The organism is uncultured Clostridium sp. (assembly GCF_947036855.1).
Taxonomy (GTDB): domain Bacteria; phylum Bacillota; class Clostridia; order Clostridiales; family Clostridiaceae; genus Sarcina.
Genome location: NZ_CAMQRY010000013.1, coordinates 1 through 20,507, shown reverse-complemented (window position 1 = coordinate 20,507; position 20,507 = coordinate 1). Strand labels below are relative to the sequence as shown.

At 31.1% G+C, this 20,507-nt stretch carries 15 protein-coding genes and 1 pseudogene; all 16 read left to right on the top strand.

Annotated elements, in window-relative coordinates; translation table 11 throughout:
* The first annotated feature begins 14 nt into the window (after positions 1 to 14).
* Positions 15 to 506 carry a 3-isopropylmalate dehydratase small subunit gene (gene leuD, locus Q0V15_RS03145; protein ID WP_297435910.1) on the top strand — a complete coding sequence of 164 codons (492 nt, stop codon included), beginning with the start codon at positions 15 to 17 and terminating at the stop codon, positions 504 to 506.
* Between the two features lie 45 nt (positions 507 to 551).
* Positions 552 to 1,631 (top strand): 3-isopropylmalate dehydrogenase, encoded by a 1,080-nt coding sequence (gene leuB, locus Q0V15_RS03140; RefSeq protein ID WP_297435908.1) that lies wholly within the window; start codon positions 552 to 554, stop codon positions 1,629 to 1,631.
* 30 nt (positions 1,632 to 1,661) lie between these two features.
* Entirely contained in the window at positions 1,662 to 3,320 is a 1,659-nt protein-coding gene (ilvD, locus tag Q0V15_RS03135) for a dihydroxy-acid dehydratase (RefSeq protein WP_297435906.1), read from the top strand.
* A 33-nt stretch (positions 3,321 to 3,353) separates the two neighbouring features.
* Positions 3,354 to 5,009 (top strand): biosynthetic-type acetolactate synthase large subunit, encoded by a 1,656-nt coding sequence (ilvB, locus tag Q0V15_RS03130; RefSeq protein ID WP_297435904.1) that lies wholly within the window; start codon positions 3,354 to 3,356, stop codon positions 5,007 to 5,009.
* Between the two features lie 30 nt (positions 5,010 to 5,039).
* Positions 5,040 to 6,554 (top strand): 2-isopropylmalate synthase, encoded by a 1,515-nt coding sequence (locus Q0V15_RS03125; protein WP_297435902.1) that lies wholly within the window; start codon positions 5,040 to 5,042, stop codon positions 6,552 to 6,554.
* Between the two features lie 59 nt (positions 6,555 to 6,613).
* A complete protein-coding gene (gene ilvC, locus Q0V15_RS03120; protein WP_297435900.1) occupies positions 6,614 to 7,615 on the top strand; it encodes a ketol-acid reductoisomerase in 1,002 nt (333 codons plus the stop codon).
* 267 nt (positions 7,616 to 7,882) lie between these two features.
* Complete coding sequence (locus Q0V15_RS03115) at positions 7,883 to 9,298, top strand: glycosyltransferase family 2 protein (protein ID WP_297435898.1); 1,416 nt, start codon at positions 7,883 to 7,885, stop codon at positions 9,296 to 9,298.
* 113 nt (positions 9,299 to 9,411) lie between these two features.
* Positions 9,412 to 10,473 carry a tRNA 2-selenouridine(34) synthase MnmH gene (gene mnmH / locus Q0V15_RS03110; RefSeq protein WP_297435896.1) on the top strand — a complete coding sequence of 354 codons (1,062 nt, stop codon included), beginning with the start codon at positions 9,412 to 9,414 and terminating at the stop codon, positions 10,471 to 10,473.
* A gap of 40 nt (positions 10,474 to 10,513) precedes the next feature.
* Entirely contained in the window at positions 10,514 to 12,460 is a 1,947-nt protein-coding gene (locus tag Q0V15_RS03105; protein ID WP_297435894.1) for a type IIA DNA topoisomerase subunit B, read from the top strand.
* A gap of 12 nt (positions 12,461 to 12,472) precedes the next feature.
* A pseudogene (locus Q0V15_RS03100) lies at positions 12,473 to 12,811 on the top strand (DNA gyrase subunit A); the annotation flags it as partial.
* Positions 12,812 to 13,061: 250 nt separating this feature from the next.
* On the top strand, positions 13,062 to 15,644 hold the full coding sequence (locus Q0V15_RS03095; protein WP_367173762.1) for a DNA gyrase subunit A: 2,583 nt from the start codon (positions 13,062 to 13,064) through the stop codon (positions 15,642 to 15,644).
* A gap of 13 nt (positions 15,645 to 15,657) precedes the next feature.
* Positions 15,658 to 16,215, top strand: a complete 558-nt coding sequence (locus Q0V15_RS03090) for a DJ-1 family glyoxalase III (protein WP_297435892.1) — start codon at positions 15,658 to 15,660, stop codon at positions 16,213 to 16,215.
* 165 nt (positions 16,216 to 16,380) lie between these two features.
* Positions 16,381 to 16,749 (top strand): hypothetical protein, encoded by a 369-nt coding sequence (locus Q0V15_RS03085; RefSeq protein WP_297435890.1) that lies wholly within the window; start codon positions 16,381 to 16,383, stop codon positions 16,747 to 16,749.
* Positions 16,750 to 17,169: 420 nt separating this feature from the next.
* Entirely contained in the window at positions 17,170 to 18,354 is a 1,185-nt protein-coding gene (locus tag Q0V15_RS03080) for a cyclopropane-fatty-acyl-phospholipid synthase family protein (protein ID WP_297435888.1), read from the top strand.
* 193 nt (positions 18,355 to 18,547) lie between these two features.
* The gene (locus tag Q0V15_RS03075; RefSeq protein ID WP_297435886.1) at positions 18,548 to 19,759 is read left to right on the top strand and encodes a pitrilysin family protein; all 1,212 of its coding nucleotides are present in this window, start codon (positions 18,548 to 18,550) and stop codon (positions 19,757 to 19,759) included.
* A 10-nt stretch (positions 19,760 to 19,769) separates the two neighbouring features.
* On the top strand, positions 19,770 to 20,507 hold a 738-nt coding region (locus tag Q0V15_RS03070), incomplete at its 3' end, for a DHH family phosphoesterase (RefSeq protein ID WP_297435883.1).

The following is a 20,507-nucleotide window of genomic DNA, read 5'->3' as shown; positions in this document are numbered from 1 at the left end:
AGGGGGATATAACTATGGAGGTTTGTGGAAAAGTTTTTAGATACGGAGATAATGTTGATACAGATGTAATAATTCCAGCAAGATATTTAAATACTTCAAAGGCAAAAGAACTTGCAGAGCATTGTATGGAGGATATTGATAAAGAATTTATAAAGAATGTTGAGAGTGGAGATATTATTGTAGCTGATAAGAATTTTGGATGTGGTTCTTCAAGAGAACATGCACCAATAGCTATAAAAGCAAGTGGAGTTAGTTGTGTTATAGCAAAAACATTTGCAAGAATATTTTATAGAAACTCAATAAATATAGGTCTTCCAATACTTGAATGCGTAGCTGCAACAGAAGGAATTAAAGCTGGAGATAAGGTTTCAGTTAATTTTTCAACAGGAGTTATAACAAATATAACTAAAAATGAAAAATATCAAGGTGAGCCATTCCCAGAGTTTATGCAAAATATCATAAACCAAGGTGGACTTATAGAAAAAATAAAAAAAGAAAATATGTAGTTTGAAAAAAGTTGTTAATTTTATAGTTTAAGTGGGGGTAATAAAATGAATTTTAAAATAGGTGTAATTAAAGGTGATGGAATTGGCCCAGAAGTAGTAAATGAAACTTTAAAAGTTTTGAATATTATTGCTGATAAATATGAGCATACATTTGAGTATCATGAAGGTGTTGCAGGTGGAGCAGCTATTGATGCAACTAATGGTAAAACAGCACTTCCAAATGAAACTTTAGAGATGTGTAAAAAGATGGATGCAGTTATCCTTGGAGCTGTTGGTGGTCCACAGTGGGATAATTTATCAGGAACTGTAAGACCAGAGCAAGCACTTTTAGGACTAAGAGGAGAACTTGGACTTTATTGTAATTTAAGACCAGCTCTTTTATATAAGCCTCTTAAAGATGCATCACCACTTAAAGAATCAATAATTGGTGATGGAATTGATATATGCGTAGTTAGAGAATTAACTGGTGGGATATATTTTGGGAAAAGAGAGCTTATAAAAGATGGAGATAATGAAATTGCTAGAGATACAGAGGAGTATTCAACTGTAGAAGTTAAAAGAATTGCAAAAACTGCATTTGATATAGCAATGAAAAGAGATAAAAAAGTTGTAAGTGTTGATAAGGCTAATATTCTTGAAAGTTCAAGACTTTGGAGAAGAGTTGTAGAAGATGTTCATAGTGATTATCCAGAAGTAGAGCTTAGTCATATGTATGTAGATAATGCAGCTATGCAACTTGTAAGAGATCCAAAGCAATTTGATATAATTTTAACAAGTAATTTATTTGGAGATATTTTATCAGATGAGGCTTCAATGATAACTGGTTCAATAGGAATGCTTCCATCAGCAAGCCTTGGTAAAGGTAGTTTTGGTATGTATGAGCCAATACATGGTAGTGCACCAGATATTGCAGGGCTTGGAGTTGCAAATCCACTTGCTACAATTTTATCAGCTGCAATGATGCTAAGACATAGCTTTAATTTAGAAAGAGAAGCTGTAGCGATTGAAAATGCAGTTATAACTGTTTTAGAAAATAATTATAGAACAGGAGATATTGATAGTACAGGAATGAAACTTATAGGAACTAAAAAAATGGGTGAGCTTGTAAGAGCTGCGATAGTTTAGATAAAAGATTTATATTTAGGGGTGAATTAAGTGAGAAGTGATAGGATAAAACTAGGAGCAAGTAGAGCTCCACATAGGTCATTATTAAAAGCTTCAGGTTTAACTGATGAAGAGATTGCAAGACCACTTATAGGAGTAGTAACATCACAAAATGATATTATTCCAGGTCATATAAATCTTGATAAAATAGTTGAAGCAGTTAAAACAGGAATAATTATGGCAGGAGGAACTCCTTTGGTTTTCCCAGTTATAGGTGTTTGTGATGGAATTGCAATGGGGCATAAGGGAATGAAATATTCTCTTGCAACAAGAGAAATTATAGCTGATTCAATAGAGTGTATGGCTATGGCTCATGGATTTGATGGACTTGTTCTTGTTCCAAACTGTGACAAGATTGTACCGGGAAGTCTTATGGGTGCTTTAAGAGTTAATATTCCAACACTTGCAGTTTCAGGTGGACCAATGCTTGCTGGAATATTTAAAGAAAAAAAATGTAGTCTTTCAACAGTTTTTGAGGGAGTAGGGGCATATGAAGCAGGTAAAATGTCAGAAGAGGATCTTTTAACTCTTGAGAATGATGCATGTCCAACATGTGGTTCATGTTCAGGAATGTTTACAGCAAATTCTATGAATTGTCTTTGTGAGAGTTTAGGAATTGCACTTCCAGGGAATGGGACAATCCCAGCAGTTTATTCAGAAAGAATTAGACTTGCTAAAAAAGCTGGTATGGCAGTTATGAATCTTGTTGAAAATGATATAAAACCAAGAGATATTATAAATGAAAAAAGCATAGCTAATGCTTTAACTGTGGATATGGCACTAGGGTGTTCAAGTAATAGTGTGCTACATTTAACAGCAATTGCAAATGAGGCTAAGGCAAATATAGATTTAGATATTATAAATGAAGTCAGTGAGAGAGTACCAAATCTTTGTAAGCTTTCACCAGCAGGAACAGACCATATAGAGGATTTATATGCCGCAGGTGGTGTTACAGCTGTTATGAATGAACTTAGTAAGAATGATTTGATTAACCTTGATTTAATTACTGCAACAGGAAAAACACAGGGTGAGAATATTAAGAATATTAGAGTTTTAGATCATAAAGTTATTAGAAGTATAGAAAGTCCATATAGTAAAACTGGTGGAATTAGAATTCTTAGGGGGAATCTTGCAAAAGATGGAGCTGTTGTAAAAAAATCAGCAGTTTTACCTGAGATGCTAGTTCATACAGGTCCAGCAAGAGTTTTTAACTCAGAAGAAGAAACTATAGAAGCTATAATGGATGGGAAAATACTTTCAGGAGATGTTGTAGTTATAAGATATGAAGGACCAAAGGGGGGACCAGGTATGAGAGAAATGCTTTCTCCAACATCTGCGATAGCTGGAATGGGACTTGATAAATCTGTAGCACTTATAACAGATGGAAGATTTTCAGGTGCAACTAAGGGTGCATCAATAGGGCATGTTTCTCCAGAAGCAGCTGAGGGTGGAATAATTGCACTTGTTGAAGAGGGAGATATTATATTTATAGATATTCCTGCAGGGATTTTAGAACTTAGTGTTTCAGAAGAAATTTTAGAAGAAAGAAGAAAAAATTTAGTTATATTAGAGCCGAAGATAAAAGATGGATATTTATATAGATATTCAAAGTTAGTTTCATCAGCAAGTGAGGGGGCTATACTTAAATAACTCTTTTGGCAATAAGAAAAAGGGGTGATATTTATGAAATTAAACGGTTCAGAGATATTAGTTAAATGCTTATTAGAACAGGGTGTTGATACTCTTTTTGGATATCCAGGGGGAGCAGTTTTAAATATATATGATGCACTTTATAAAAATAGAGATAAAATAAATCATATTTTAACATGCCATGAGCAAGGGGCGGCTCATGCAGCAGATGGATACGCTAGGGCAACAGGAAAAGTTGGAGTTTGTCTTGCAACTTCAGGTCCTGGAGCTACAAATCTTGTAACAGGAATTGCTACAGCTTATATGGATTCAATTCCAATGGTTGCAATAACAGGTAATGTTCATAAGTCACTTCTTGGAAAAGATAGCTTTCAAGAAGTTGATATTGCAGGGATAACTATGCCAATAACAAAGCATAATTATATTGTTAAAGATATAAAGGACTTGCAAAATGTTTTGAGGGAAGCTTTTTATATTGCTAGAAAAGGAAGACCAGGACCTGTACTTGTTGATATAACAAAGGATGTTACAGGTGAGATTTTTGAGTATGAATATAAAGCGCCAAGGAGTATTAAAAGAAGCACAGAATATATAACTGATTCTGCAATAGGAAAAATAGCAGATATTATAAATGAAAGTAAAAAACCATTTATATATGCTGGTGGTGGAATTATAAGTTCAGAGGCTGAAAAAGAGCTAAAAAAACTTGCTAAAAAAATAAAAGCACCAGTTTCAAGTTCACTTATGGGACTTAGTGCTTATGATGGAACTGATGAACTTGCAACTGGAATGATAGGAATGCATGGTACAAAAGCTTCTAATTTATTAGCTGTTGAATGTGATGTGATGTTATGTATAGGAGCTAGATTTAGCGATAGAGTTATTGGTAGAAGAGATCATATAAGTAATGCACAGGTAATTCATATTGATATAGACCCAGCAGAAATAAATAAAAATATAAAATCTGATTGTTATGTTATAGGGGATATAAGAGAAGTTTTAAATAAATTGCTTCCTTTGATTGATGCTAAGAAAAATCAGAACTGGGGCGAGAGATTAGTTGAACTTAAAAAAACAGAAGAAAAAGTTATAGAAACTAATACACCACAGGAGTTATTTAAATTATTAAATGAAATAACAAATGGTGATGCAATTATTGTAACAGATGTTGGTCAACATCAAATGTGGACAGCTCTTAGTTATAAGTTTAAAACACCAAGAACTTTTATATCATCAGGTGGACTTGGAACAATGGGCTTTGGGCTTGGAGCAGCAATTGGAGCACAGTTTGCAGTTCCAGAGAAGAATGTAATTCTTATAACTGGTGATGGGAGCTTTGCAATGAATTGTAATGAAGTTCCAACAGCGATTAAAAGTGGACTACCATTAACTATTATCTTATTAAATAATAATGCTCTTGGAATGGTAAGACAGTGGCAAACATTATTTTATGATAAGAGGTATTCAAGTACAACTCTTGATAGAAAAACAGATTTTGTAAAGCTTGTTGAAAGCTTTGGTGGAAAAGGATATAGAATAATGCCAGAGGATAATAGCTATGAAATCTTAAGTGAAGCTATAAATTCTAAGGAAACAGTTCTTGTAGACTATATAATTCCATCAGATGATAAAGTTTTTCCAATGGTTGCACCAGGTAGTCCAATTAAAGATATTATTCTAGGGGAGTAAGGTATAAATAGAAAAATGAGGAGGGGTTTTGTGAGTAAGAAGATTAAAATATTTGATACAACTCTAAGAGATGGAGAACAAACACCAGGAGTTAACCTTAACCTCAAAGAAAAAGTTATTATAGCTAAAAAGCTTGAAGAGCTTGGAGTAGATGTTATTGAAGCAGGGTTTCCTATGGCATCAAAAGGAGATTTTGATGCCGTTAGTGCAATTGCAAGTGAAATACAAAATACAACAGTAGCTGCACTTTGTAGAGCTAGTAAGAATGATATTGATAAAGCTTATGAAGCTATAAAACATGCTAAAAAGCCAAGGATTCATACTTTTCTTGCAACTTCACCAATTCATATGAAACATAAGCTTAATATGACAGAAAGTGAAGTTTTAGAAAAATCTGTTGAGATGGTAAGGTATGCTAAAACTCTTTGTGATGATATAGAGTTTTCAGCAGAAGATGCTTATAGAAGTGATAAAGATTTTTTAGTTAAAGTTTTTTCAAGGGTTATAGAAGCTGGGGCAACAGTTATAAATGTTCCAGATACAGTAGGATATGCACTTCCAACAGATTATCATGATTTCATAAAGTATGTTATTGAAAATACAGAAGGTGCAGAAAAAGTAGATTTTTCAGTTCATTGTCATGATGATTTAGGGATGGCTGTTGCAAATTCTTTAAGTGGAGTTATGGCAGGAGCTACTCAGGTTGAGTGTGCTATTAATGGACTAGGTGAAAGAGCAGGAAATGCTGCCCTTGAAGAGATAGTTATGACTATAAAGACAAGGGAAGAAAGTTTAAATCTTCATACAGATATTGATATAAGTAAAATATGGAGAACTTCAACTATGGTTTCAGCTATTACAGGGGTTTTAGTTCAACCAAATAAGGCGATAGTTGGGAAAAATGCATTTGCACATGAGTCAGGGATTCATCAAGATGGTGTTTTAAAAGAAAAGTCAACTTATGAAATTATAACACCAGAATCAATTGGTAAATATGCTAATGATAATATTGTTTTAGGTAAGCACTCAGGTAGACATGCTTTTAGTGATTATTTAAAGAAGAATGGTATAAGTTTAGAAAAAGTAGAGCTAGAAGAGGCTTTTATAAACTTTAAGAAAATGACTGATAAAAAGAAGCATATAAGTTCAAGAGATATTGATGCAATTATAAATAACAATGCAAGAAGTATAGATGAAACTTATAAACTTATATCATTCCAAGTATATAGTGGAAATAAAATGATATGCACAACAACTGTTGAAATTGAAAAAGATAATGAGATTTTAAGAGAGAGTGCAGTAGGGGAAGGTTCAGTTTCATCAGCATTTAAGGCTGTAGAGAGAGCGCTTGGGTTTGAACTTAAACTTGAGGATTATGCTATAAGGTCTGTAACAGATGGAAAAGATGCACTTGGGGAAGTAACAGTAAAAATATCTAATAATAATGAGATTTTTACAGGAAGTGCATTATCAGCAGATATTATGGAAGCAAGTATAGCATCTCTTATAAATGCAGCTAATAGAATGATTGATGCGAGAAATTAATTTGATTAAATAAATTTATTTAATATATATAGAAACAAAAAAATGGGGGTATTGTTAAAATGGCAAAATTATTTTATGAAAAGGACACAAATTTAGAGCTTTTAAAAGCTAAGAAAGTTGCAATAATCGGTTATGGAAGTCAAGGGCATGCACATGCATTAAATCTTCATGAGAGTGGAGTAAATGTAACAGTTGGATTATATGAGGGAAGTAAGTCATGGGAAAGAGCACAGGAAGCAGGGCTTAAAGTGTCTTTAGTTAGTGATGCAGTAAAAAATAGTGATGTAATTATGATATTAATACCAGATGAGAAGCAAAGAGAATTATATGGTACAGAGATTGCACCATATTTAACAGAAGGGAAAGCTTTAGTGTTTGCTCATGGATTTAATATTCATTATTCACAAATAGTTCCTCCAACAAATGTTGATGTGTTTATGGTTGCACCAAAAGGCCCAGGGCATATGGTAAGAAGAACTTATACAGAAGGTTCAGGAGTTCCATGTCTTATAGCTGTATATCAAGATGCAACTGGGAATGCTAGAGATTTAGCACTTGCATATACAAATGCAGTAGGTGGAGCTAGAGCAGGAGTACTTGAAACAACTTTTAGAGATGAAACAGAAACAGATTTATTTGGAGAGCAAGCAGTTCTTTGTGGAGGATGTAGTGCTTTAATAAAGGCTGGATTTGAAACTTTAGTTGAAGCTGGTTACGCTCCAGAAAATGCTTATTTTGAGTGTATGCATGAAATGAAACTTATTGTAGATTTAATGTACCAAGGTGGACTTGAAACTATGAGATATTCTATAAGTGATACAGCAGAATATGGTGATTATGTTGTTGGTAATAGAATTATTACAGATGAAACTAAGAAAGAAATGAAAAAAGTTTTAAATGAAATTCAAGATGGAACATTCGCAAGAAATTGGCTTGTTGAAAATCAAGTTGGTAGACCAAGCTTCAATGCGACAAGAAGAAATGAATCAGAACATCAAATAGAAAAAGTTGGAAAAGAACTTAGAGGGATGATGAGCTGGATAAATAATGATGTAAAATAATTGTTAACTAAACAAACAAAATAGTTTATAATGAAGAGAGATATAAATATTTATCTCTCTTTTTTTAGAAATAAATTCTTAAGAAATTCTTACAGAAAGTTCTAAAATTAGGATGCTAAATTATAATCTATTAAAAATACATTACAATTGAATAAAAAAATTGAAGTTTGACTTGATAAATACTATAATGGTAAAAGACAATATATATAAAGTACAAATTTTGGAAAAAATGTATTTTTAGGTAAGTAAACTTTAGGAGTGACAAATATGGAAAAGATCCTTTTTATGATTAGTGTAATCTTTCCTTTAATAATACTAATAATGATGGCATATCATTTTGGAATAGGTCTTATAGGGGCTTATAAGTTATCAAAGGATAAAGACAAGAAAACTAAATTAAAAAGTCCAGAGAAAAGTTTTGCACTTATTGTGTCAGCACACAATGAAGAGGTTGTTATTGGGGGACTTGTTGATAGTTTTAATGGGCTTGATTACCCAAAAGAGCTTTACGACATTTTTGTAATTGCAGATAATTGTACAGATGCAACAGCAGAAGTAGCAGAAAAACATGGTGCAAATGTATATGAAAGATTTAATAAAGAAAAAAGAGGAAAAGGTTTTGCTTTAGAGTGGATGTTCAAAAAGATTTTTGATATGGATAAACACTATGATGCAATAGGGATATTTGATGCAGATAATTTAGTTGATAAAGAATTTTTACAAAAAATGAACTCAAAAATGTGTGATGGGTATGATGTTGTTCAATGTTATATTGAAACTAAAAATCCAAAAGATTCATGGGTTACAGAGTCATGTGATTTATCACTTGGTTCAACTGTAAGAAGACTTCAATATGGAAGAGATTCTATAGGGTTATCAGCTCAACTAGGAGGAACAGGATTTGTTCTTTCAACAGATATACTAAAAGAAATAGGTTGGGGAGCAACTTGCCTTACTGAAGATTTAGAGTTTACTTGTAAGCTAGTTCTTAATGGTAAGAGAGTTGGAATAGCAGATGATGCTATTATATATGATGAAAAGCCTCTAACACTTAATGATTCATGGAAGCAAAGAAAAAGATGGATGCAAGGTTTTGCAGATGTTGCAAGTAGATATACACTTAAGCTTTTAATTAAAGCTATTAAGGAAAGAGATATGATAGCATTTGATTGTGCTATGTATGTACTTCAACCATTTATGACATCACTTCTAGCGATATCATTAGTATTTACAGCATTTTCAGCCGTATTTATAGAACAACTTAGATATTTCTTCTCAAATTACATATTCTATGATGGGTTATGGGGCTTCATTTGCCTTGCAGAACTTGCTTTCATGGCTGTAATGATGATGAAGGACAAGGTCAAAATTGGAAGAACTATTACAATGATGATTGCCTTTTTAGTAGTGGCATTTATTCAACCATTTATAGTAGTTAACCTTTCAATTTTAGATGACAAGCTTATGCTTACATTATTTAATGTTTTATATGCATTTGTATTCTTTGTATTTAGTGTTAAATGTCTTGGAGAAGATGTTAAGGATGAGGTTATGAGATATATAGGTTCAACTATTTATGTCCTAACTTGGGTACCTATAACTATGCAAGGAATTGCTAACAAAGACAATAAAGAGTGGTCTCACACAAAACATGTTAGACAACTTGGAATATATGAGATGTAAAAATAGATGCTTAAATGCATCTATTTTTTTTTGCGAAATATTAGACTAGCTTATTTGACAATAATCTTGAAAAAAATTATACTGAAATTTAGTAACAAAGGTGGTGCACAGAAATGTTTGGAATGATAGATTATTCAGAAATACATGGAAAAGAAGATAATTACATATTGATAGATGTTAGAAGTGAGAGTGAATTTGCAGATGAAACTATTACAGGAGCTATTAATATTCCGATACTAACTGATAAAGAGAGAGAAATAGTTGGAACTACATATGTAAGGGAGAGTACAGAAGTTGCTAAGGATGAAGGGATTGAGTTTGCTTCAAAAAGACTTCCTATGATGTTTAGTAGAATACAGGAAATTATAAGAGAAAATCATGGTAAAAGAATAGTTATATTCTGCGCTAGAGGTGGAATGAGAAGTGGAAGTGTTTGGGGCTTATTAAATGGTCTTGGAATAAGAGCATTAAAACTTCGTGGTGGATATAAATTCTATAGAGCTTTTGTAGCAGAGAAGCTTGAAGAATATTCAAAAGAAATTAAGTTTATAGTTTTATATGGTAATACAGGGATTGGTAAAACAGAAATGCTTTATGAGCTTAAAGATGATGGTTATGATGTACTAGACCTTGAGGGAGCAGCTAATCATAGAGGTTCAGTTCTTGGTGGAGTTGGTCTTGGGGCTATACATTCACAAAAGAAGTTTGAAACATTAATGTATGATGAACTTAAAAATAGAAAAACTAACTTAGTATTTACAGAAGGTGAGAGTAGAAGAATATATAAGGTAATAATACCTGATTGTCTTTGGAGTATACTTCAATCTGGAGAAAGAGTTTATATAACAGCAGACCTAGAGTCAAGAGCTGATAGACTTGTTAAAGAATATACAGCATTTGAAAATGTAGCTGAAGAAATTTTAATTGCACTTGAGGGAATTAAGAAATATGCTAGTCCAGAGAATTTACAAAGATATAAGGATTTAGTTAATGAGGGCGATTATAAGAGTGTAGCTATGGAAATGATGGAAAAGTATTATGATCCAAAGTATAATCATGGTTCTAATAAAGAGAATATTAAATCAAGATTCCATGCAAATACTGCTAGTGAAGCTTGTGTTAAATTAAAAGTTATATATGAAGAAGTTAAAAATAGTATTGAGAGCGTAGAGTAGAACATTCTGTTTAGTATACAGAGAAGTATGGAGGGTTTAGATGGCAAATAAAGTTAATGAAAATTATGATGTAACATCCTTAACGTCATTAGAAAAATTAGAACCAGTTAGAGTTAGACCAGGAATGTATATTGGTTCAACAGGAACTAAGGGACTACATCATTGTATTTGGGAGATTTTAGATAACTCAATAGATGAGATTTCAAATGGATATGGAACAAAAGCTACTGTTATATTAAATAATGATAAGAGTATTACTGTTATAGATGATGGTAGAGGTATTCCAACTGGAATGCACCCAACTAAGAAGAAAACTGGTGTGGAGATGGTTTATACAGAGCTTCATACTGGTGGTAAGTTCAATAATGATAACTATAAAACTTCTGGTGGACTTCATGGAGTTGGGGCAGCCGTTGTAAATGCTCTTTCTAAATGGCTTGAAGTTGAAGTTAAACAAAATGGAAATGTTTATAAGCAAAGATTTGAATATGCTTATGATAAAGAACTTAAAAAGGATATGCCAGGAACTGCTGTTACAGCTCTTAAAATAGTTGGTAAAACTAAAGAAACAGGAACAAAAGTTACTTTTATGCCAGATAAAGAAGTTTTCTCAACAGGAGATTTTAAGTTTGATACTATAGATGAAAGATTACAGGAACTTGCATTCCAAAATAAAGGAATGAGACTTGAACTTATAGATAAGAGAAAAGATGTAGAAGTTATAAAAGAGTATTACTCAGAAAATGGTCTTTTAGATTTTATTGAGTATTTAAATGAAAGTAAAAGTCCTATACATCCAAATCCTATTTTATTTGAAGGTGAGAGAGAAGTTAATGGACTTCAAATGTATGGGGAAGTTTGTCTGCAATTTACAGACTCTACAACTGAAATTATTGCAAGTTATGTTAATAATATTCCTACGACAGAAGCTGGAACTCATGAAACTGGTTTTAAAACTGGTATGACTAGAGCTTTTAAAGAGTGGGCTAAAAAACTTAATCTTGTTAAAGAGAAGGACAAGGGTTTTGAAGGTGATGATATTAGAGAAGGTATGACTGCTATTCTTAGGATTAAAATTACTAATCCTGAATTTGAAGGACAAACTAAAACTAAGCTTGGAAATACTGAAGCCTATACTATGATGAATGACTTATCTTATACAAGATTTTCAGAATGGATAGAAGATAATAAAACGGTTGCAACATTACTTATGAATAATGCTCTTGATGCAGCAGCAAGAAGAGATAAGATTAAAAAAATTAATGATGCAGAAAAAAGAAAAGTTGGTAAAGGTACAGCTCCACTTGCTGGAAAAGTTGCTGTTTGTACTTTAAAAGATAGAACTGTTAATGAGTTCTTCGTTGTTGAGGGAGATTCAGCTGGTGGTTCTGCAAAGCAAGCTAGAGATAGAAGATTCCAAACAATTATGCCATCTAAAGGTAAAATAATGAATACTGAAAAGCAAAAGCTTGAGAATGTTCTAGCTTCAGAAGAACTTAGAATATTTAATGCAGCTATTGGTACAGGAACTTTAAGTCATTATAAATCAGCAGATTTAAAGTATGATAAAATTATAATAATGAGTGATGCTGATGTTGATGGATATCATATTAGAACTTTATGGATGACTTATATTTATAGATATATGCGACCACTTATAGCAGAAGGTCATTTATATCTTGCACAGCCACCACTTTATAAAGTTTATAAAATGGGTAAAAATCCAACAGAAGTTTATGCTTATACAGAAGATGATCTTGAAAGTGCTAGAAAGAAAATTGGAAAAGGTTCTTTAATACAAAGATTTAAAGGTCTTGGAGAGATGAACCCAGAACAACTTTGGGAAACTACATTAAATCCGAAAAGTAGAACTTTAATACAAGTAACAATTGATGATGCAGCAAAAGCTGAAAAAATGGTATCACTTTTAATGGGTGATGTTGTTGAACCAAGAAGAAAATACATGTACAAACATGGTGAGTTTTAGGAGGGGTAATTTATGGCAAAGATTAAGTTTGTTGTCCCAAAAGATAACAATATAATAGTTTCACCACTTGAAGAAGTAATGCCAGATAACTATATTCCTTATGCAGTAGAAGTTGCAAAGGAAAGAGCATTACCAGACGTAAGAGATGGTTTAAAGCCTGTTCATAGAAGGATTTTATATGGAGCTTATATGCTTAAAGCATATCCAGATAGACCATACTATAAATCAGCTAGAATAGTTGGAGATATACTTGGTAAATATCACCCACATGGTGATACATCAGTATATGATGCTATGGTAATACTTGCTCAAGATTTTAGCACAAGAAAACCACTAATTGATGGACATGGTAAGTAAGTTGCCGTCTTAGGTTGGGAAATTTAAGATGATTATCGCAGAAAAAAACTGGAAAGCTGAAATGCTAATCAGAGGTGAAGGCTTGTTTAAAAAACTTGCCAGCCGCAACGCATAGGAGATGAACCTTATATTAATATAAGAATATAATTTTCCCAAGAGGCTGCGACAACTAGAACAGTTGAAAAGATATGCTGAGCTTATAGGAATTAAAACTATAAGAAGTAGAGGATAAAAAGCCACTACGATAACAATTCTGAACTGGGGATCAATTGATGGAGATAATGCAGCGGCTATGAGATATACGGAAGCTAGGCTTTCAAATATTTCTATGGAGCTTTTGCGTGATATAGATAAAGATGTTGTGGATATGGTTCCAAACTACTCAGATTCTGAGATGGAGCCAAAGGTTTTACCAGCAAAATATCCAAACCTTTTAGTTAATGGAACTTTTGGTATTGCTGTTGGGCTTGCTACAAATATTCCACCACATAATTTAAGTGAAGTTATAGATGGAACTCTTGCTTATATTGATAATAATGATATAACAACTGAAGAGTTAATGGGATATATTAAAGGGCCGGATTTACCTACGGGTGGAGTTATGATTGGTAAAAACTCTTTAAAGGAAGCTTATTTATCAGGTTGTGGAAAAGTTACAGTAAGAGCTAAGGCTAGTGTTGAAAAATTAGAAAATGATAGACTTGGAATAGTTATAACAGAATTCCCTTATAGAAAAAATAAGGCAAAGATTCTTCAGACTATTTCAGATATGACTGCTGATAAAAAACATGCTAAGGCACTTGATTCTATTAGTGATATAAGAGATGAGTCTGATAGAACAGGAATTAGAGCTGTTATAGAATTTAAGAAAACTGTAGATGTAAATATTGCTGAGAATGTTTTAAAGTATTTACTTAAGAAAACTGATTTACAGGGTAACATAAGTTTTAATATGGTTGCACTAGCAGATGGTAAACCAGAAACTATGGGACTTAAAACAATAATTTCTCATTATGTTAATCATCAAAAGGATGTTATAACAAGAAGAACTAAAAAAGAACTTGAAGTAGCAGAGAAAAGATTCCATGTTGTTGAAGGATTTATAAAGCTTATAGATATATTAGATGAAGTTATAAAAGTTATAAGAGCATCTAAGTCTAAGAAAGATGCACATGAAAATCTTTTAAGTCAATTTGGATTTACTACTGTTCAAGCAGATGCAATTCTTGAACTTATGCTTTATAGATTAACAGGGCTTGAGATTAATGTATTTAAGAAAGAGTATAAAGAACTTGCTAAAAAGATAAAAGGATTTAAGAAAATTTTATCAGATGAACAAGTTTTATTTGCTGTAATTAAAGAAGAACTTCAACATGTTAAGGATATTTATGGTGATGATAGAAGAACTGCTATTGTTGAAGATGATAGTGAAGCTCACATTGAAATAGATGAACTTATTATTGAAGAAGATGTTGTTATTACAATTTCTAATGATGGATTTGTAAAAAGAATTCCTCTTAAAACTTATAAGCGCTCAAATGTTAAAGCAGAAGATATAGATTATAGAGATGGTGACTTCTTAAAACATCTTATAAATTCAAATACGAAAGAAAGTCTGCTTATATTTACTGATGCAGGGAATATGTACAAGGTTAGAACTTTTGATTTAGTTGAGGCTAAGTGGAAAGATAAAGGACAAAGATTTGATGAATTTATAAAATCTCTTAATTTAGAGAAGGAAAATATAATTGCAATTGAATCAATAACAGACTTTAATCCAAATAAGGTTTTAAAGTTTATAACTGCAAATGGAGTTATAAAAAGAACAACACTTGATAAGCTAGTTAGTAATTATACAAAGCTTTTAGCTATTAAAATTAAGAGTGATGATTCTCTTGTTAAGGTATTTTTAGAAAACCTAGAAAGAGAAGCTAAGTTCCTTAAAATAACTACATCAGGTGGACTTGTTGCAACTATTGAAGAACCTATTCTTGAACCTATTGATAGAAATATAATGGGAGTAGAATTATGTTCTTTAAGTAGTAGTAATAAAATTGTAGATGTAGAAGAGGTTTCAGAGTATGAATATGCAGAGTTTACAGTTGGTATAAATAAAAAAGGTAATATTAAGATTTATAGAAAGTATTCACAGGATGTTTATATTAAAGCTGCGACAAATTCAAAGGAAGAGATTATTGTATTTACAAGTCTTGGAAATGTTTATAAATTCCCAGCTTTCCTTATTCAAAATAAGGAAGAACTTAAAATTACAGATATTGTAGATGGTATATCTGGAAATGAAGAAGTTGTTTCTGTATTCTCAGTAAATGATGAATGCTATAACAAAGATGAAGCATATGTTTATTTATATACTAAAAATGGATTTGCTAAGAGAACTAGACTTGTAGATTTTGCTGATAGTTTAAATACGAGTATTGCTATGAAGCTTAAATCAGAATCAGATAGAGTTATTAGTGCTGATATAAATAATTCTGAAAATTCTAGAATTATAGTTGTTAGTAAAAGTGGAATGGTAATTAAATTTGATGCAAGTGATATAAGTGCAATGGGTAGAAATGCGTCAGGTGTTGCTGCTATGAGCCTTAAAGATGATGAAGCTATATTTGCAAAGTGTATAAGTATAGTAAATATAGATGGCAGAAATGTAGAATATTCAAATTATAAGAAGCTTACACTTACTTCAAAAGATAAGCGTAGAGTTGAATTAGAAATATCAGATATGAAATTACAAAACAGAGCTGGAAGAGGTAGTAATGTTATAGTTGTTGTTTTAGATGATTACGTTAAAGATGTTTCTATGAAATAGGAGGTGGATTAAATTGAAGAAAGTTTTAATTATGTTAGCAGAAGGTTTTGAAACTATAGAAGCTTTATCAGTTAAAGATGTTTGTGTAAGGGCAGGAGTTCATTGTGATTTATGTGGATTAACAGGTAAGATGATTAGAAGTTCTCATAATATAAATGTTGAAGCAGATATATTAATTGATGAGATAACTTTAGATTATGATGCTATTGTTATACCAGGTGGAATGCCAGGAGCTAAAAATCTTAAAGAAAGTGATAAAGTTTTAAATCTTATAAGAGAATTTAATAGAAGGGGTAAAATTGTTGCATCAATATGTGCAGGTCCAATAGCTCTTGCAAAAGCAGGGATATTAGAGGGTAGAAAAGTTACATCTTATCCAGCAGTAAAAGAGGAACTTGGAAATGTTCAATATTTAGAGGATATTGTAGTTTGTGATGATAATATTATTACAAGCAGAGGACCAGCAACAAGTTTGGAGTTTTCATATGAAATAATAAAAGCTTTAGGTTATAAAGATAAAGCAGCTAAGATAAAAGAGGGAATGCTAGTTAACTTTTATCTTAGTAAATAGTAAAAAAGTCATCTTGGTTTTCAAGGTGGCTTTTTCCATAAAAAAAATTAAATTTTAATTTTATGAGTGTGATAGAAAAAGGAGAATTGAGGCATACTAAAAGTATCAAAGTGAAAATGAGGAATTGTTTTGAAAGTATTGTTAGTAAGTCTTAGTATTCTCCTAATGAGTTTTAATTTAGGAGGAAGTGTAGAAGGTATGATGAGAGATGAGTATCCTATATTTTTAGGAGTTATAGAAAATATTAAAAAAGAAGATGGAAATAAAGGTTATAAAATTTTAGTTGATGGATATATAAAAGGCGGTGTTATACAGAAAGAAAAAATTGTTGCAATTGTATCAGCAGATACTGATATAAAAATGATAGGACAAGAAGATGAGTGTGCTAAATCATTTAGAAAAGGTGATAATGTTTTTATTGAATTTTCTAAAGCGATGACATTCTCTATTCCACCACAAAGTTTTGCAAGGAAGTTAGAGATTTATAGAAGACCATATATAAATAATATGGAAAGTAGGAATAATAATTATTAATTGAAAGCTTTAAAAAAGAAGATATCATAAATTTAAAAGAGATTTTTTATTAAATTATCATTTTAATATTATATATAGAATTGAAATTTAAGTGAAATGGTAAAAAAAATGATATTTGAGATAGTATTGCCAAAAAAGGAAGAAAAGATTAGAGAATAAAAGATAAAGAGCATTAAAAAGCTTTAAAAGAACTTATAAAGCGAATATATCAATTAAGGAATAATTGCAAAAGATAGTATAATTAAATTTATGAATATATTATTAATAGTTTGATAATAAAACTAAAACTTGATTGATATAAGGCAAAGATGCTTTATATCTATTTTAGCCGAGCGATTAAATTTGCTTTAATGGAATTATATCAATTAAAACTATTATAATTAAACAAATGAAAAAAAGAAAGTTAATGAGGTGACATACATGGCATTTGATAAGATGATAGTAAAAACATTCACTAAGAACTTAAGTGATAGAACTTTCACTTTAAGATTCTGGGATGGAGAAGAGTTTAAAGTTGGAGAAGGAAATTCAGAGTTTAATCTTGTAATAAACAAATTCCCAAGTAAGAGAGATTTACTTGCTGATGCTAGTTTAGCATTAGGAGAAGCATATATGGATGGTGACATTGATATAGAGGGAAATATACAAGAAGCTGTTGAAAGTATGATGAGAAAGGCTAGTAGTTTCTTTAATGACAGTAAACTTTTAAAAGTTGTTGGAATAATTAAAGCTGCTGCGAAAGCTAAAGCTAAAGAGAATATAGCTAGTCACTATGATATAGGAAATGATTTCTATAAATTATGGCTTGATGAAACAATGAGTTACTCATGTGGTTACTTCAAGAATGAGGATGATACATTATATCAAGCTCAAATGAATAAAATTCACCATATCTTAAAGAAATTAAACCTTAAAGAAGGTCAAACTCTTCTTGATATCGGATGTGGATGGGGATACCTTTTAATTGAAGCTGCTAAGCTTTATAAAGTTAAGGGTGTTGGTATTACACTTAGTGAAGAACAACATAAAGAAGCTAACGCAAGAATCAAGAAACTTGGTCTTGAAGATTTAGTAGAAATTAAAATAATGGATTACAGAGATTTAGCTAAAAGTGGACTTGAATTCGATAGAGTTGTAAGTGTTGGTATGGCAGAGCACGTTGGTGCTTCAAACATTCCTTTATACTTTGATAATATAGATGCTGTTCTTAAGCAAGGTGGAGTATGTCTAATACACAACATCACTAACTTATTAGAAACAGAAGGTAATAAGTGGATTACTACTTACATCTTCCCAGGCGGATATGTTCCAACTTTAAGAGAAGAATTATATCAAGCTGCAGAGCATAACTTCTTTACACAAGATGTTGAAAGTTTAAGACTTCATTATATGAAGACTTTAATGTACTGGACAGAAGCTTTTGAAGCAAACATAGAAAAAGAAAAAGAAATGTTTGATGAAAGATTCTTAAGAATGTGGAGAATGTACTTAAATTCATGTGCAGCTGCATTCCATTACGGCGGAATTGATATTCACCAAATGGTATTTACTAAAGGTGTTAATAATGAAATTCCAATGACAAGAAAATATATGTACGAAGACTAAAATTTAGTTTTATATAAGTAGGGTTGTATCATTTTGATACAGCCTTATTTTTTTGAAAAAATAAAACTTCTAAATATCCACAAAGTATAAGAGTAGAATTTAAGAAATAGAAAGATAATAGTGATATTATTAAAGAAGGCGAAAATTTGATTAGAAATTTTATATAGATAGTGATTATGAGGAGATATAGAAAGTGAAGAAATACATTTTAGATAATGGGGTTAGGTTAATTTATAAATATAAAGAGGGGGCACATACATCTTTTTGTATAGGGCTTGAGGCAGGTGCAAATAGAGAAACTAAAGAAAATATAGGTGCTGCTCATGCACTTGAACATATTTTATTTAAAGGTACAAAGAAATATAGCGAAGAATTTATAAATAGTAAGCTTGATGAAATTTTTGCTATGAATAATGCAATGACGAATTTTCCTTATGCTATATATTATGGGGTAACTGCAAATGATGATTTTAAGGAAGGTTTTGATTTATATAGTGATATAGTTTTAAATCCATCATTTACTGAAATTGGATTTAAGGAAGAAATGTCTATTATAAAAGAAGAGTCAAAAGAGTGGAGTGAAGATTTAGAGCAGTATTGTGAGGATTTATTACTTGCTAGTGCATTTAAAGAGGAAAGAATAAATAAGATAATAATAGGTAGTGAAAATAATATAGAAGCATTAACAATGGATACTCTAAAAAGCTTCTATAATAAATTTTATGTAAGTGAAAATATGTGTGTATCAGTTGTAACATCACTTTCATATGATGATGTTTTTAAAATTGTAGAAAATAATTTTGGAGTTTTAGAAAAAAAGAGTATTCAAAATAATGATTTTGTAAGAGCTGAGTTTTATAATGGTTTATATAAAGAAAGCAGAATAGGTACAGATACAGCAAAGATACAAAGTATTTATGATATAAGTAAGTTAAGTTTAAAAGATATAACACTACTTAGAATTTTTAATATGTATTTTGGAGAGGGAGTAAGTTCTATACTTTATGATGAAATTAGAACTAAAAAAGGTTTTGCTTATGAGGTTTATAGTGAAGTTAAATGGGAAAAAGGAATTAGTTTATTTAAGATAGTTATAAATACATCTAAAACATACAAGAATGAAGTCCTAAAGACTTTAGATAGTATAGAAGATAATATAGGTAGTATTATTTCAAAGCTTGATGATAAAGCTATAAAGATACTATTAAAGAGATATAAGCTTAAATTATCACTTGATATAGAAAGAAGTATTGTAACTGCCAATCGAAGTTGCATATATGAAATTATGTTTAGAGAGTGTAATTATATATTTAAGGAACTTGAAACAATGGAAGTTGATATAGAATATATGAAAAAGTTGATTTTAAGTGTATTTAAAAATAAAGCAATGATGATACTTGAGTAGGAGGAGAAATATGAAAAAAGAAAATTGGTTTTTAAAAAGAGAGGGTCTTGATAAGGATAAGCTTAAAAAATTAATGGAAGGGCTTAAAATAGATAAATTAACAGCTATAATACTTCTTAATAGAGGTCTTTCTACAATAGAAGAAGGGAAATATTTCTTAGAGGCAGGAACAGATAAATTATTTGATTCATACCTTATGAAAGATATGGAAAAAGCAGTTAAAAGAATGGTAAAAGCTATTGATAAAAAAGAAAAAATTACAATTTATGGAGATTATGATTGTGATGGAGTATCTAGTACAAGTATATTAATAAAAGCATTAGAAAGATGTGGTGCTAATTTTAATTATCACATTCCAAATAGAGAATCAGAAGGATATGGGATGAACTGCGATAGGGTTAAGATTTTAGCGGATGAAGGAACAAAGCTTATAATAACTTGTGATAATGGTATAGCAGCATTTGAAGAAATTAAACTTGCAAATGAACTTGGAATGGAAGTTATTTTAACAGACCACCATGATATACAACTTGTAGAAAATGAAAATGGAGAAAAAGAATTAAAAACTCCAGAGGCTTTTGCAGTAGTAAATCCACATCAAAATGATTGTAACTACCCATTTGAACTTCTATGTGGAGCTGGGATTGCATTTAAATTCTCAATGGCTTTATATAAAGAGCTGGGGATAGACAGAAGTGAGGCATTAGAACTTGTTGAGATATGTGCAATAGCTACTGTTTGTGATGTT